Annotated in this window: 14 protein-coding genes and 1 pseudogene; 7 read left to right on the forward strand and 8 right to left on the reverse strand. The window is 63.3% G+C overall.

Annotated features, from left to right (window positions below):
• Positions 1 to 23: 23 nt before the first annotated feature.
• From NKH37_RS13450 to NKH37_RS13465, 4 genes are all read left to right on the forward strand, one after another.
• Positions 24 to 785 carry an ABC transporter ATP-binding protein gene (locus tag NKH37_RS13450; RefSeq protein ID WP_023722373.1) on the forward strand — a complete coding sequence of 254 codons (762 nt, stop codon included), beginning with the start codon at positions 24 to 26 and terminating at the stop codon, positions 783 to 785.
• Positions 786 to 959: 174 nt separating this feature from the next.
• Positions 960 to 1,589, forward strand: a complete 630-nt coding sequence (locus NKH37_RS13455; protein WP_023722374.1) for a BA14K family protein — start codon at positions 960 to 962, stop codon at positions 1,587 to 1,589.
• A gap of 149 nt (positions 1,590 to 1,738) precedes the next feature.
• Positions 1,739 to 2,068 (forward strand): DUF2934 domain-containing protein, encoded by a 330-nt coding sequence (locus NKH37_RS13460; protein ID WP_023722375.1) that lies wholly within the window; start codon positions 1,739 to 1,741, stop codon positions 2,066 to 2,068.
• Positions 2,069 to 2,071: 3 nt separating this feature from the next.
• Positions 2,072 to 2,221 carry a hypothetical protein gene (locus tag NKH37_RS13465; RefSeq protein ID WP_023722376.1) on the forward strand — a complete coding sequence of 50 codons (150 nt, stop codon included), beginning with the start codon at positions 2,072 to 2,074 and terminating at the stop codon, positions 2,219 to 2,221.
• A gap of 326 nt (positions 2,222 to 2,547) precedes the next feature.
• Here the strand turns inward: NKH37_RS13465 and NKH37_RS13470 are convergent.
• The 6 genes and pseudogenes from NKH37_RS13470 to NKH37_RS13495 all read right to left on the reverse strand — a co-directional run.
• Positions 2,548 to 2,703, reverse strand: a pseudogene (locus NKH37_RS13470) (SOS response-associated peptidase); the annotation flags it as partial.
• Between the two features lie 112 nt (positions 2,704 to 2,815).
• Entirely contained in the window at positions 2,816 to 3,034 is a 219-nt protein-coding gene (locus NKH37_RS13475) for a hypothetical protein (RefSeq protein ID WP_051409764.1), read from the reverse strand.
• Between the two features lie 1,076 nt (positions 3,035 to 4,110).
• Positions 4,111 to 5,895, reverse strand: a complete 1,785-nt coding sequence (locus NKH37_RS13480) for an ABC transporter ATP-binding protein (protein WP_502895814.1) — start codon at positions 5,893 to 5,895, stop codon at positions 4,111 to 4,113.
• A gap of 9 nt (positions 5,896 to 5,904) precedes the next feature.
• A complete protein-coding gene (locus NKH37_RS13485; protein WP_031195092.1) occupies positions 5,905 to 6,876 on the reverse strand; it encodes a glycosyltransferase family 2 protein in 972 nt (323 codons plus the stop codon).
• A gap of 63 nt (positions 6,877 to 6,939) precedes the next feature.
• Positions 6,940 to 8,043 (reverse strand): glycosyltransferase family 2 protein, encoded by a 1,104-nt coding sequence (locus NKH37_RS13490; RefSeq protein WP_023722381.1) that lies wholly within the window; start codon positions 8,041 to 8,043, stop codon positions 6,940 to 6,942.
• A gap of 3 nt (positions 8,044 to 8,046) precedes the next feature.
• Positions 8,047 to 9,240, reverse strand: coding sequence for an acyltransferase family protein (locus tag NKH37_RS13495; protein WP_353003578.1), 1,194 nt, complete (start codon positions 9,238 to 9,240; stop codon positions 8,047 to 8,049).
• 205 nt (positions 9,241 to 9,445) lie between these two features.
• Here NKH37_RS13495 and NKH37_RS13500 point away from each other — a divergent pair, with 205 nt between their 5' ends.
• On the forward strand, positions 9,446 to 9,745 hold the full coding sequence (locus tag NKH37_RS13500) for a P-loop NTPase family protein (protein WP_353003581.1): 300 nt from the start codon (positions 9,446 to 9,448) through the stop codon (positions 9,743 to 9,745).
• Positions 9,746 to 9,801: 56 nt separating this feature from the next.
• Here the strand turns inward: NKH37_RS13500 and NKH37_RS13505 are convergent, their stop codons facing one another.
• A complete protein-coding gene (locus NKH37_RS13505; protein ID WP_353003582.1) occupies positions 9,802 to 11,208 on the reverse strand; it encodes a DHA2 family efflux MFS transporter permease subunit in 1,407 nt (468 codons plus the stop codon).
• A gap of 207 nt (positions 11,209 to 11,415) precedes the next feature.
• Here NKH37_RS13505 and NKH37_RS13510 point away from each other — a divergent pair, with 207 nt between their 5' ends.
• Entirely contained in the window at positions 11,416 to 12,318 is a 903-nt protein-coding gene (locus NKH37_RS13510) for a sigma-70 family RNA polymerase sigma factor (protein WP_352589597.1), read from the forward strand.
• A gap of 87 nt (positions 12,319 to 12,405) precedes the next feature.
• Here NKH37_RS13510 and NKH37_RS13515 read toward each other — a convergent pair whose 3' ends face one another.
• Positions 12,406 to 13,608 (reverse strand): MFS transporter, encoded by a 1,203-nt coding sequence (locus NKH37_RS13515; protein WP_023722387.1) that lies wholly within the window; start codon positions 13,606 to 13,608, stop codon positions 12,406 to 12,408.
• Between the two features lie 217 nt (positions 13,609 to 13,825).
• Between NKH37_RS13515 and NKH37_RS13520 the strand changes: the two genes are divergently transcribed.
• Positions 13,826 to 14,248, forward strand: a complete 423-nt coding sequence (locus NKH37_RS13520; protein WP_023722388.1) for a VOC family protein — start codon at positions 13,826 to 13,828, stop codon at positions 14,246 to 14,248.
• Positions 14,249 to 14,290 lie beyond the last annotated feature (42 nt).

Here is a 14,290-nt window from a genome sequence, read left to right on the forward strand (position 1 = left end):
CCGGCAGCTGGGAGACGAGCGCGATGAGCAGCACAAGCGGCGGTGAGGTCAGCATACGCGACCTGTCCAAATCGTTCAGCATCGGCGGGCGCTCGCTTGCCGTGCTGAGGACCCTCAACCTCGACATCCGCTCGGGCGAATGCCTGGTCATCGTCGGCGCCAGCGGATCTGGCAAGACCACGCTGCTGCGCATTCTTGCCGGGCTGGAGGCCGCCGACAGCGGCGGCGTCGCCATCGACGGCAAGCCGGTGCACGGCGTCGGCGCCGAGCGCGCGGTGATCTTCCAGGAACCGCGCCTGCTGCCCTGGCTGACCGTGCTCGGCAATGTCGCCTTCGGCCTCGAAGTGCGCGGCGTGCCGAAGGCCGAGGCCGAGGAACGGGCGCGCTTCTATATCGCGCTCGTCGGCCTCGCCGAATTCGGCGATGCTTTCCCGAGGCAGCTGTCGGGCGGCATGGCGCAGCGCGTCGGCATCGCCCGCGCCTTGACCGTGCAGCCCGAAATCCTGCTGCTCGACGAGCCGCTGGGCGCGCTTGACGCGATGACCAAGATCGGCATGCAGGAGGAACTGGCGCGCATTTGGAGCGAGGAGAACGTCACCATGGTGATGGTGACGCACGACCTCGAGGAAGCGATCTACCTGGCCGACAGGGTGCTGATCCTGCCCAAGGAGAAAGGCGGCGCGGCGCGGCTGATCGACATCGACCTGCCCCGCCCGCGCGAGCGCAGCGAAAGCCGCTTCGTACGCTACCGCGAAGAACTGCTGCGCGAATTCGGCCTGCACTGAAAGGCCCCCTACGCGATCTTGGGTTCCTCGCCCCGCAAAGCGGGGAGAGGTGGCTCGGCGAAGCCGAGACGGAGAGGGGTCTTCCTTTTTTGAAATCCTCTCCCCCCGCGCTCTTTCCTGGAACCGGATTCCCCGCCCCCGCATTTCCTTAACCGGGAGGCGAAGGAGCGCGGCATGAAAGCTTTGTTCGCAATCTTTGGCGGCTTCGTCCTGACGCTCGCCGTATTCGCCAGCGGCCTCGCATTCGCCACCTGGCTATTGATAGCCAAGCCGGTGCGGCCGCCCGCCCCGGTCTCCAGCGTCGCCGAACTGTGGGCCAAGGATCCGCGCCCGGTAAACCCGGCCTCGCAGCGCCTCGAGCGCCTCCCGGCCCGCCCGGTTCCCGTTCGCACCTCGGAAGTTGATCGCAGCTCGAAACCCGCCGACACCGCCGCAGCTTCGACACCCGACACCACCGGCTCCATCAAGCCGGCGGTGGAAGAGCAGCAGACGCTGCCCGCCGCCCATGTCGAATGGTGCGCCAGCCGCTACCGCTCCTACAGGCCAGGCGACAACCGCTACACATCCTACAGCGGCCAACAGCGCCCCTGCATATCGCCCTATCTCGACGCCGCCGATGACGGCAGCTACGTCGAGGCGAGCGATACGTCGTCAGTGGAGGGCTACCCGCCACCGGATGAACCCGGCGGCGCCGAGTTCTCATCCGACCACGTCCAATACTGCTTCAGCCGCTACCGCTCGTACCGGCCGGAGGACAACAGCTATCAACCGTATTCCGGCGGGCCACGTCGGCAGTGCGAGTAGGCTGGCGCGCCGGATGGCGGGCTAGCGGACCGAAGGGCATGGTGTCTTGTGCGATCCCACCCTCGAGCGGCTAACCAACGATCACGCAAATTTTTTTGGATCGTTCGGATCGGCGCGGCGTTCATCCGACAGGCAAAGGAGGAATTAAGATGGGCGACGAACGGGACGACAAGATTCGTGAGCGCGCATACCAGATCTGGGAACGCGAAGGCGGGATCCATGGCGATCCCGAGCGGCACTGGCACCGGGCCGAGGCCGAGATCGACAGGGAGGCAGCCCTGCCGCTGACGGCAGGCGATGCCCTGCCGGAAACCCGCGAGTTCGCGAGTTCCGACGTCTTGACGGTGGAGGCCCTGGCGGTGCGCACCGGCATATCGGGCGAACAGGCACAGGAGTTGATCGACAGGCTGGGCAACGACCGGGCGGCGATCGAACAAGCCGCGCGCAACCTCAAGGGGAAGCAGCGGCTCGGGGAGTGACAGATGATCAGAAAACTCAAAGACGGAAAATACCGCCTCTATTCGCGCAAGAAGGACGAAAAGACCGGCAAGCGCCGCAATCTCGGGACGTTTGACAGCCGCGAGGCCGCGGAGAAGCACGAACGTGAGGTGCAGTATTTCAAGAAGCATTGAGGCGGCGTTGGGCGTGTTGTCGCTTGCCAGGCAGCCGCGCCGGATGCCTGACGGAACCTGAGCCTGCGAAGACGGCGGCCACGCATCTCTGCGCCGGACAGTTTACGAGAACATGGTGCGTCCAGAAGCAGGTAACGACGCCCATCGCGGTCGCCCGCGGATTTTAGCACGGTATGCAAATTGTTCAGAACCGTACCTGATGCACCTCGCGCAAGCGGCATAAACCTTTCAGTGACGAAGCGTTCGCTTGCAATGTGGGCGATGCCTCCACTAGTTTCTGGTCAAATTGAACAAAACGGGAACAAAAATGTCACGGGCGAATTGAATTCGCGTTCGCCGTCCGGCGTGTTGCGCACCACAGGGCCTGGCTGGTTGGGATAGATGTCGATGGAGGGTTCGAGATTGCCGAGGATATCCCGCAAGGCGCGGGTCCACTGGCGAATGGCCTCCTGGCTGGTCGTGATATTGTAAAGATTGCACATTTCAGGCCGTTCCCGGATGCTTAGGCATCTTGTTGGAAACGGCCCGGAATTTCCAGCGCTGTCCGTTAGGTTGCTGACACGGCAGGCCGTGTCAGCAATGGCTTTGTGAGACCTACCGCGCCGATTGTCTCATAGCTTGTGCGGCGACTGCCGCCAGAAAAGCCCTCGCCGCGGCATCGCAGGCCGCTCGAGACGGGCCCTTGGCGAAAAGAAGAAGCTCGGCGGCTCGAATGTTGAGCCCGTGCTTCCTTGCGAATGTGGCTAGATCGTAAGGCTTGTTGTCGTAAGGCACGTCGTCGTAGTCGATCGTCAGATCGTAGTTTTCTTTCATTTTCTTCCTCCCGTTAGCGATCTTCCCCCTCCTGTCGCTAACGCAAAATTAACGTCGATGGCGTCGGGCGAGTCCACCAATCAGAGATTGTGTAAAAAACGTACGAGCTCGGATGCTCGCCCTCGCCACGGCGCCGCGAGCAATCGCCGCGAGCCGGACCGCTCGAAAGAGCCGATTATGGGGGCACGTTGGAAAAGGCAGCCACGGCCTGGTGCCACGGGGTGTCCGCGACCCTACCGTGCCTAGTGGCCGTCATTTTCATCTTCCTGGCCCGGTCCGCAAAGCCGGCCTCGTTGGGTCAGCTAAAGAATAAATCCGGCTAATAACACCGTAAGGAGCAGTGACAGCGGAACAGCCGCAAGACACCAGATCTCCAACGTGTTGTTTTGCAGCGGGTCCATCGTCAGCCTCACTTTTTGGTTCGTCATTGTGACACTAACGGTTGGTCGGAGGTAGCGGTTCCAAGCGACGCTGTTCATAGAGCGCTGCCTGTGCTGCATATTAGCAACAGCTTGACGACCGCTGAGCCCGTACCGCTTGGAGAACTTCACTTGGCGCCGGTGGATGGGCATTCCGCAGGAATGCAAGCGCCCCTCCATCAGGCGTGCGGGGATCGATCGCCGCCTATGATCAGCGCCGAGCCATGCCCCGGAACCCAATGGCTGCGTCGACCTCCGGCCGAAGTTTCGCTACCACCGAGCAGACCCGATGTTCACTCCAGCCAGCGATGCCCCTTTATAGGACCTAAGTCTGACCTGCCTGCGCAATGGTCTCGTGTACGGCCGGCGCCGGGAACAACTGCGCCCGTCTTCAGTTGATGGCGTCACCTCCTCGAGGAGAGATCGGCGCAGAATCAGTCCCTTCAGCGCTGATTAGGGTCCGCCTGCCATTGATGGATTTGGCAGGCGGACCCTTGGTTCTGTACGCTCCAGATCGAAAGCGGGTAAGCTCGGGATCACTCATCATCCCAGAAATCCTGCAGAGAGGCATGGCGGAGGGCTCCTCGCCCTGAGATGCTTGACCTGGCTTGACATCCGAGACGACCTCCCAGCGCGCGCACGCAGCGGGGGGCGCCCTCAGCCCTCCAGCGCCTCGTGCTGGTAAAGCTCGTCCATGCTGAGCGTCGCGAGCGCCGCGAAGGGCGCCTGCTTTTTCACGCGGCCGTGGCTCAGGATCACCACGTCGTCGCAGAACGAGATGGTGCTGCGATGGTGGCTGATGACGATGGTGGTGCGGCGGCCGGCGCGCGACTTCAGCGTCTCGACGATCGCCGCTTCCGACAGCCCGTCCACCGCATTGGTGGCTTCGTCGAGGATGAGGATATCGGGATCGCGCACCAGGGCTCTGGCCAGCGCGATCCGCTGCCGCTGTCCCGCCGAGAGGTTGACGCCGCGGTAGCCGACGACGGTCCTGTAGCCTTGCGGCAGTTGCTCGATGAAGCCATGCGCTTCGGCCAGTTTTGCCGCGCGCTCGGCGTCATCGGCCGAGGCCGCGTCCTGGCCGTAGATAATGTTGTCGAAAATCGTGCCGTCGACCAGCTCCAGCTCCTGGCTGGCGAGCGCGATGTGCTTTCGCCATTGGCTGGGGTCGATGCGGTCCAGAGGCGATCCATCGACGAGGATCCTGCCGCTATCCGGTTCGACGAAGCGGCACAGGAGATTGACGATCGTCGTCTTGCCGGCGCCAGAGCGGCCGATCAGCGCGGTCGAGCGGCCGCTGCGGATGTCGAAATTCGCCGCATGCAGCACCACCGCGCGCTGTTCCGAACCAGAATAGGTAAAGGTGACGTCCTCGAACTTGATGCCTTGGCTGAGCCCGGGGAACGCCGCGTCACCTTGCGGCGGCTCGGGCTTACCGGATGGGTCCAGCATCCACGTCACCTCTTCAAGCGATCCGCTCAGGCCCTGCAACTGGCTCCAGGCCATTTGCAGCGACCGCATGTAGGGCTGCAGCCTGTAGAGCAGGATGACGAAGGCGACGATCAGCGGGAAGCTGACATTGGCGAACCAGGCGCCGATCACCACCGCCAGGAACAGCATGGCGTGCAGAACCTCGGTCAGCGGCGGCAACGCTCCCTGACGCGTCAAAAGCACGAACGCCGCCCGGCGCACTGCATCCGATGCCTGGTCGAATGCCGCCTTCTCGCGTTGCTCCTGGCCGAAGATGCGGATCAGCCGTCCGGCATGCACCAGATGCAGCATCTGTGATGCGAGCTGGCTGTTGCGGGAGGCGACGCTGCGGCTCGGCGCCTTCAGATTGGCCGACAGCATGGCGTGCGCGACCTGCACCAGCGCCAGGCCCAGCGTGACCAGCAGCGTCATCTGCCACGACAGGAGCAGCAGGAAGGTCAGCAGGATGATCGCGGCCGATGCGTTGACGATTGCCCCCAGCGTGATCTGGATGGCATCCGAGGCCCGCCAGGATTCGTTGGAGATGATGTTGAGCAGCCGTCCAGGGCTTTGCTGCAGGAAGAACGGGTAGCCCACCCGCAGCAGCTGCTCCGACAGCGCGCTGCGGATCGAATGGCTTGCCTTGCCGTAGATGAAGGTGGTCAGCAGCGTATTGGCGTAGGCGAACAGGTTCTTGAGCACGATCGAGCCGAGGATGGCGACGGATATGACGATCAGCCGGTCGCGCTCGCTCAGGCTGGATCCGACATGCTGGAAGACGGCGGAAAAGCCAGCCATGCCGGTCTGCCCCTGCCCCATGATTATGTTCAGCAACGGGATGATCAGGCCGATGCCGAACCCCTCAAGCGCCGCACTGAGCAGCCCGAGCACCACCACGGCCGGAAGCAGGCGCAACTGCTTTTGCCCGAGCGCGCGGCGCAGCATCGGCAGGCTGGGCGGCATCAATCGCATGATTGCGGATCACCTCGCCTCGGCATTTGCCTGTTGCTCCTGTCGCATTTGCGCCGGCTGCGGCGATTTCACCAGCGAAAGCACCGCGAACTTGGCCGCGCCGAGCAAGTTCATGCCGATGATCGGCCAGTGCGACAGCTTGAGTTCACGGTCGAACAGAGGGCCTTTCCTCAGTTCGCGCAAGGCCGCCCTCATGGACCAGTAGAAATGGCGAAGCAGCCACGGCGCGTGCCGGATATGTTTCAGGCAAAGCCCGCCATTGCCCATGCTGTAGTCGCGGTGCAGCTTTTCTATGGCCTTGCGATCGCGCCGACCATGATGGTGGTAAATCGTCATGTCGGGCACATATTCGACCGGAATCCCAAGCAGCACCGCCCGCACGAGATAGTCCGTATCCTCGGCCGAGCGCAGCGGGCCGCCGGCGCCGAAGCGTTCGTCGAAACGGCCGATGCGGGCTGCAACATCACGGTGCATCGTCATGTTGCAGCCAAGCACGAAGCCACCGGGATGGACATCCGGCGTAAGCCGCGCGCGCACCGGCGACCGCTTGATGGTGAACGGCAGGTCGCGGGGATCGCCGATCTCGACGCGGCCACCACGGATGACCCGTTCGCCGGCCGAATAGTGCCGTTGCAGATCGTGCAGATAATCCTTGTGGACTGCGCAATCGTCGTCGACGAAGACGAGCACGCGGCCCCGCGCCCGCTCCAGCCCGGCGTTGCGCGCGGCCGCCAGTCCAGGTCGTGGTTCGCGAATAGCGGTGAACGGGATGTCCGACAGTTCGGCGATGCTGGCCAGCCGTTTGGCGGTGCTGTCGGTCGAGCCGTTGTCGACAACCACCAGCTCGGCGGCAAAGTCGGCATGGGCACGACACGCGGCCTGGATCGACCTGATACAGGGCTCGAGCACGGCGACGCGGTCGCGTGTGCAGACGATGAAGCTGACCGCCGGCGCCGGTCCATGCTGCGGCCGCGGCGACATGGCCGCCGGCACCGTCGAGTGGCCGCGCTGCTGGAGCTGGTGCGATTTGACGAACATGCGTTGCTAGCTCAACTGGTTCGAAGGCAAAACCGCCGCGGCCGGCACGGATTGCAGATACCGCGACAGGGCATCCACCTGCCTGGTGACCGACATCGAGGCGAGACTGAAGCGCGGCGCGAAGGCACCGGTGCGAAACACGTACTGCTCGCGGCGCCGGATGAGCTTCCATTTCGCGGTCCGCGTCAGGAATTCGTGCATCAGCAACGGCTGTCTTTCTCCCGATATGAGCTGATAGAGGAAGTAGAACAGGTTCAGCGTGCCGGCCTGGTAGCTCGGCCTCGCCTCGGCCGGCAGCGCGGCAATCCTTTCTTCCAGCGCAAGGATCCACTCGGCGGCACGGCGAACCGTGCCCATCGACAGGACCTCACCGATGTCGCGGAGGTCTTGCGTCTCTTCCGCGAGCCCCTCGCGCTCGAGGTTCTCGGCGACGATCTTCAAATGCGTCCTGCGCATTTCGCGCTTGTGCCTGTTGGTCACGCTGTCGTCATGGATACGATAGGCGATCAGGCTTTCGGGGATCATGGCCGCCGGGTAGCGGTCGGTCAGCCGCCTGAACAGGTCGAAGTCTTCGGCGTGCTTGTACCTTTCGTTATAAAATAGAACGCTCTCTTCGATGACCTTCCTGTTGTAGACGACCGTGGAATGCATGCAGATCGTGAAGAACATCGACAAGATGCGCAGGCTATTGTCCTGGAATATCGGATCGGGCGAACCCCTGACGATGCGGTTGCCGAGCAAGGTGTCGAAACCCGCGCCGCACAGCGCGAGGTCAGGCTGCTGGTTGAACAGCGCGACCTGTCGCGACAGGCGCCGGGGATAGGCGACATCGTCGGCGTCCATCCTGGCGACCAGATCGCCGCGGGCCATGGCCAGGCCTTCGTTCAAAGTTGCAATCAGGCCACGGTTTTCGCGTGAGATGATCGAGATGCGATTGTCGGCCTGGCGGTATTTCTGTAGGATCTGCAGTGAGTTGTCGGTCGAGCCATCATCGATGGCGATGACCTCCAGACGATCGTAATCCTGGCGCAGGATGCTACCCAGCGCAGCGGCAAGATAAGGTCCCGCATTGTAGGTCGGCAGCAGAACGGAGACTAAGGGAGCAGCCATTGGTCAGCCCCGACCGCTTCGTTGCAACTTGCGTGGCAAGCGCGATGCGCCATCAAGCGGCCTGCTCGGATATGCTCCTGCCGCGAGCCAACCGCTGTTGGTCGTATCGATGCCTGTCGGGAAGCCGGCTCGGCCTCTCCGGGCAACATAGGGGAAGTGGCGCTTTAGGCTGTTGAGCGGCTTCTCGAAAAGCAGCCATGAAACCGACGCCAGCATGAGCGTCACCGTTCCCGCCACCAGGAACCGCCCTGGCCCTTGCTCCGAGACGTTGAGCGGGATCCAGGGCTGCGACTTGACGATGAGCGACAGCACTATCGGATGGTAGAGATAGACGCCGTAGCTGATGCGGCCAAGGCCAAGCAGCGGCGGCAGTTCGACAAGTTTTCCGATATAGCCGCCAACCCCTGTCGAACAGCTTGCAACGATGACCACCAGCGGCGCGAGAGGCAGGATCTGCAACAGCAGCCAGAGGCCCCATTCCTGCAGCGGATTTGCCGGCGCCGGCGCAAACCACTGCAGAACGAAAAACGCCGCGGCCAGCCACGGCCAGCCAGCTCGAAGCCATTGCGGCAGGCCAGCGGATCTTGACCGGTAAGCGGCAAGCAGCGCCCCTGACGCCAGCGCGTCCATCGACGCCGGCGGCAGCAGGTCGCGCGACAAACCGGGTGTTCCCGCGATCGGCCAATAAAACCGGTAGGCCAGCGACAGCCCGATAACGGCGATACAGATCGCTTCGAGGCGCCGGCGCGGCGCCAGCAGCACGATTAACGGCCAGGCGATATAGAACTGCTCCTCGATGCTCAGGCTCCAGAAATGGCAGAGCAGCCAGGGCGTCCATTCATTCTGCGCTGCGTACCAGAAATTCGACAGATAGAGCGCGTGCCAGGCCAGCGATCCTCTCGACTGCTCCATGTCCGTAAGCCAGACGAAACCCAGCACGGCGAAATAGGGCGGGAATATCCGCAGCGCCCGCCTGATATAGAAGGATCTCAGCGCCGGTCCGGTTTCGAATTCGGCGGCCGAGCGGGCTTCGAGCAGCAGGCGGGTAATCAGAAAGCCGCTCAGCACGAAGAACAGACGTACGCCGATATGGCCCCAGAACGAGGATCCTCCGGCCGCGAAGAAGTGTGCGTACAGCACCATCGTCACGGCGATGGCCCTCAGCGCGTCCAATTGGGTGTCGCGCGCATTTCCCATTAGCGGCGTGCGCCGGCGGGACGGCGAAACTGCCAATCGGTCAACATAGCGGCGTCGTTCACGGCGCATTTCCAATCGGAAGCGCCCCCCTCACGCAGGATAAGGCGCCACCATTGTGCAACGCAACACAAAAAGTTGACATATTTGAAACAGGAACGTGAGGCGCGGCTAATAAAAGCCAAAAAACAGCGGGAACCAGCCCGAATTGTCCATTTTTGACGATTTTCGCGCGCTGCCTTGGCCCGCCGATATCGGCGGCAGGGTGCTGCAATGCAGCATGTTCGCCGCCATCACGGAACGCGTGAAGCTGATCCGTTCGATCGCCGCCAGCGGCACTGGCGTCAGCCTCGTCACACACGATCTCGCCACGGTGCGGGCGCTGGCCGACAGGATCGTGGTTCTCAGCCTCGGACGCGTGGCCTATGACGGATCCGCCAGGCACTTGAGCGCCGACCAGTTGTGGGGCCTCATGGCGAGCGGCACCCTCGCATCCGCCGGGCAGTAGAAGGCGTTTTGAAGCGGGGACCCGCTTCGCGCGAGCTTCCCGCCTCCGAGCGACAATTACGCCTCCTTGCCGGCATTCGCGAGCGCCACTGTGCGACGCTCCGGAAGCCCCATTCCGACGAGCGCGCCGGCGAGCGAGAGCAGCGCGGAGACGTCGATTGCCGCGGTGAAGCCATCGCTGAACGCGTCGGTGGACGAGAAGCTTCCAGTGCCGGCGAACACCGCACCGGCGATCGCGATCCCGGATACGCCGCCCAGAAAGCGGAATGTATTGAACGTGCCGGCAGCCTTGCCGACCTCCGGCCGCGCGACCGCATTGAGGACCGCATTCTGCGCGGCAGGCATGCCCATCGACACGCCGGCACCGGTAATGATCAGGGGCGCGACTAGCTGGATGTAGGGCAGATCAGGTGCTGCGATCTGCGCCAGCCAGGCCATTCCAGCCGCTTGCAGGATCAATCCGGCCACGACAAGCCAGCGCTCGCCGACGCGGTTGATCAGGCTGCCGGCGATCGGTGCGACCACGAAAAGCGTGGCGGTCCAGGGCAGCAAACCCATGCCGGCGCCGAGCGGCCCACGGCTCTGGGCAAACTGCAGAAACTGCGGCAGCAGGAATACGAGGCCGTACATGGCGGCGCAAAGCAGGAAATTCGCGCCGACGCCCGAGGAGAATGCGCGCGCCTGAAAGAACCGCAAAGGCAGCATGGGCTCACGGGTACGCAGCTGCCAAAGGACGAATGCGATGGCCAGAAGCAGCCCGGCCGTCAGCGCCGACAGCACTTCAGAGCTGCTCCAGCCCACGATGTTGCCGCGCATCAGACCCCAGACCACTCCAAATGCCGCCGCAGTCACCAGGGCGACGCCGAGGACATCGATTGCCGTACCCGGCCCGTGACTCTCCGGAATCCGACGCATCACCAGCGGGATGAGAACGATGCCGACCGGAACATTGAGCCAGAAGATCCAGTGCCAGGAGAGGCCTTCGGAGATCGCCCCGCCCGCCATCGGACCGATGATCAGGGCCAGGCCGGTGATGCTGCTAAAGATGCCCAGCGCCTTGCCTCGTTCCTCCGGGGGAAAAGCGACGCTCAGCAGCGCCATGGCCAGCGGCATGACCATTGCGGCACCCGCGCCCTGAACCGCACGGGCCGCAATCAGCAATCCGGCATTTCCAGCGAGCGCGCAGGCAACCGACGCTGCGATGAACAACGCCAATCCGGCAACGAGCGTACGGCGGCGGCCGAACCGGTCACCGAGCGCAGCCCCGGTCATGAGCAGGACGGCAAAGCTCAAATTATAGGCGTTCATCGTCCATTGCAGCGTCTCCAGCGAGGCATCGAGTTCGACCCGCATCGTGCTCAATGCGGTCGCCACGACCATCGCATCGAGAACGACCATCAAGGAGCCTATCGACGTGAGGGCGAGAACCCAGACCTTCGTTGATCCCGCACTTTGCTTGCTCATGATTATGGCGCCTCCGGCTTGAACAGATGGCCCACCAGTCTCGCGGTCCCATGATCCAGAGACGCGGAGGCACCACCAAAGGATTCCAGCTAAAGAAAGTTTTTTTCGACCGAATCCTTTTGCCATCGTCGAGCGTCTATAAGACGCTGCGCCTGATGGCGGGCGCGCCTGCCCTGGGAGATACGCAATGAAATCGATCCTTGTGCGATGACCGGATCCGCATCCGGCACGCCAGAAGGACGGGAGCCATTTGACCGGCTGCTCGGCGAATTGCGGCCGAAACTGCACCGCTATTGTGCCCGCATGACCGGTTCGGTGATCGATGCCGAGGATGTCGTCCAGGAAGCTACGGTCAAGGCGCTCGAGGCGTTCCCAGGGACCGGACCGATAGCCAATGTCGAGGGCTGGCTGTTCCGCATCGCGCACAATGCAGCGCTCGACCACCTGCGCCGTCGCGCCAGGGTGGATGCCGCGCATGCCATCGAGGATATCGACATGATACCTGACCCCGGCATGTCGGCCGAGGGTCGACACACTGCAGCCGCAAGCCTGCAGACCTTCATGCGCCTCCCCGCGGCGCAGCGTAGCAGCGTCATCCTCATGGATGTGCTCGGCTATACGATCGAAGAGATCGGCAACATTATTGACAGCAGCGTTCCGGCGGTGAAAGCCGCACTGCATCGCGGCCGTCTGCGCCTGCGCGAAGTCGCCGGCGAGCCTGACGATCGGCCTGTGCCGGTGTTGGCCGAGCCCGAGCGGGCGCGTCTGGCAGCCTATGTGGAGCGGTTCAACGCCCGCGACTTCGATACGATCCGCGACATGCTGGCCGAGGACGTGCGGCTTGACCTCGTCAACCGGCTCCGGGCGAGCGGCCGCACGAAAGTGGGCCGGTACTTCCACAATTACGCGGGTATCCACGATTGGCGGCTGCTTCCAGGCCTGGTGGATCGGCACCCAGCCATACTTGTCATCGATCCGGATGACTCGGCCGGAGGGCCAAGATACTTTATCCTGCTGGAATGGACGGGCGACAGATTGGCGAGAATTCGCGATTTCCGCTATGCGCGCTACACGCTTGATGGCGCCGAGGTGGTGCCTCTGCGAGCATAGCAATTCGCTTTTCATAATGCCGAACAAGCACTGCCAGATCGCGGCCGCTTGCCATCCAAGCGGCCGCCCTTTTCTGCTGATCCGGCTTTAAGCCGGTTGCAACTCCCGGCGCGGCAGCGGCGGGAAGGCGATCGCAATCGCCATCGCGCCAAGCCCGACAAGGGCCGAGCCGATGAACAGCCAGGAATAGCTGGCATAGGCATCGAACACCATGCCGCCGGCGAGCGGGCCGAAAGCCATGCCGAGGCTGGACAGCATGGTTACGGCACCGAACACCGTGCCGAGGATGCGCTGGCCGAAATATTCGCGCGCCAGCACCGCATAGAGCGGCATGACACCGCCATAGGTGGCGCCGAAGATGACGGCGAGCGTGTAGAATTGACCAAGCTCGCTGACCGCCAGATAGGCGGCGATGACCACCGCCTGTATGGCCAGCCCGGTGATCAGCACCGGCTTGACGCCCAGCCGATCGGCAAGCACGCCGTAAAGCAGCCGGCCACCCAGCCCTGCCAGGCCCTCGATGCTGTAGATGCTGACCGCCGCCATCGGCGCTATGCCGCACAGCATCGCATAGCTCACCATATGGAAGATCGGCCCCGAATGCGCTGCGCAGCAGGCAAAGAAGGTCAGTCCCAACACGATGAATTGCGGCGAGCGCAGCGCCTGCGGAACCGTCATGCCGGCACCCTCGGCGGCAACGGTTGGGGCAGCGCCGTCGGCAGCGGGCTGGGGCGGCTGGCGCACCAGAAGCGCGGCCGGCAGTAGCAGCACCCACGCGGTTATGCCGATATCGAACATCGCCGTGCGCCAGTCATAGGCCGAAATCAGCCAGCGCGCGAAGGGCGAGATGGTCATTGGCGCTACGCCCATGCCGGCCGAGACCAGCGAGACCGCGAGGCTGCGGTTCGTGTCGAACCAGGCGGAGGTCAGCGCGATCATCGGCGCGAAGAAGGCGCTTGCCGCGAGGCCGACGAGCACGCCATAGGTCAGCTGGAAAACGAGCAGCGAGCCGGTGCGGCTGGCCAGGACCAGCGCCAGGCCAAGCAATACGGCGCCGGTCATGACGACGATGCGAGCGCCGAAGCGGTCGTAAATGGCGCCCCAGGCGAAGCCGCCGAGGCCCATTACCAGGAAGTTCAGCGTCATCGCACTCGATATGCCGGCGCGCGACCATTGTGTGTCGAGCGCCATCGGTTCGAGGAAGATCGCCAGCGAGAACATCGCCCCGAGGGCGACACAGGTCATCAGCGCGCCAGCCGCGACGATAACCCAACGATAGGGAAGGCTCATTTCACTTTTCTCCCATGCCGGAAGCGTTGATACGGCACGACCTTTTCGAGCTTCGCCGAGCCGCTTGCGTCCGAAGGACGTTGGAGACGTTTTGAATCCGACAATCCGGTTGCATTTTTTATCCAGTCAAGAAATTGCGCCGCTCAATTGCTCCATTGCATTGACCGTGCACAGTGCTGAGCTAGATTTCCAGCCTGGCGATAAGGAGCTATCAGGTATGGAACTTCATCGCGGCCGTCTCATCGACCACATCCAGTTGGTGGTCAGGGATCTCAAGGCCAGCCGGCGCTTTTACGAGGCGGTTTTCAAGGTGCTCGATATTCCGATCGGCGGCAGCGCCGAGGATTATTTCTGGGCCGACGAGCTGTTCATCTCCAGCCCCGACAGCCCGGCAGCCCAGGGAAAGCTGACGGGGCGCCACCACCTTGCCTTCCAGGCAAAGGACCGCGCCATGGTCGACGCCTTCTACAGGGCCGGCCTCGATGGCGGCGGCACGGACAATGGCGCACCGGGCGAGCGGCAGCACTACCATCCCGGCTACTACGCCGCCTTCCTGCTCGATCCCGACGGCAACAATATCGAGGCCGTCCACCACGGCCCGGCCAACCGCAGCGCCGAGTCAGTGAAGATTGCGTTCTGAAGATCGGGTGATGGGGCAAGAATCTTGCTTGCGACGGCGTCG

This window comes from Mesorhizobium sp. M1217 (genome assembly GCF_040318275.1).
GTDB lineage: Bacteria > Pseudomonadota > Alphaproteobacteria > Rhizobiales > Rhizobiaceae > Mesorhizobium.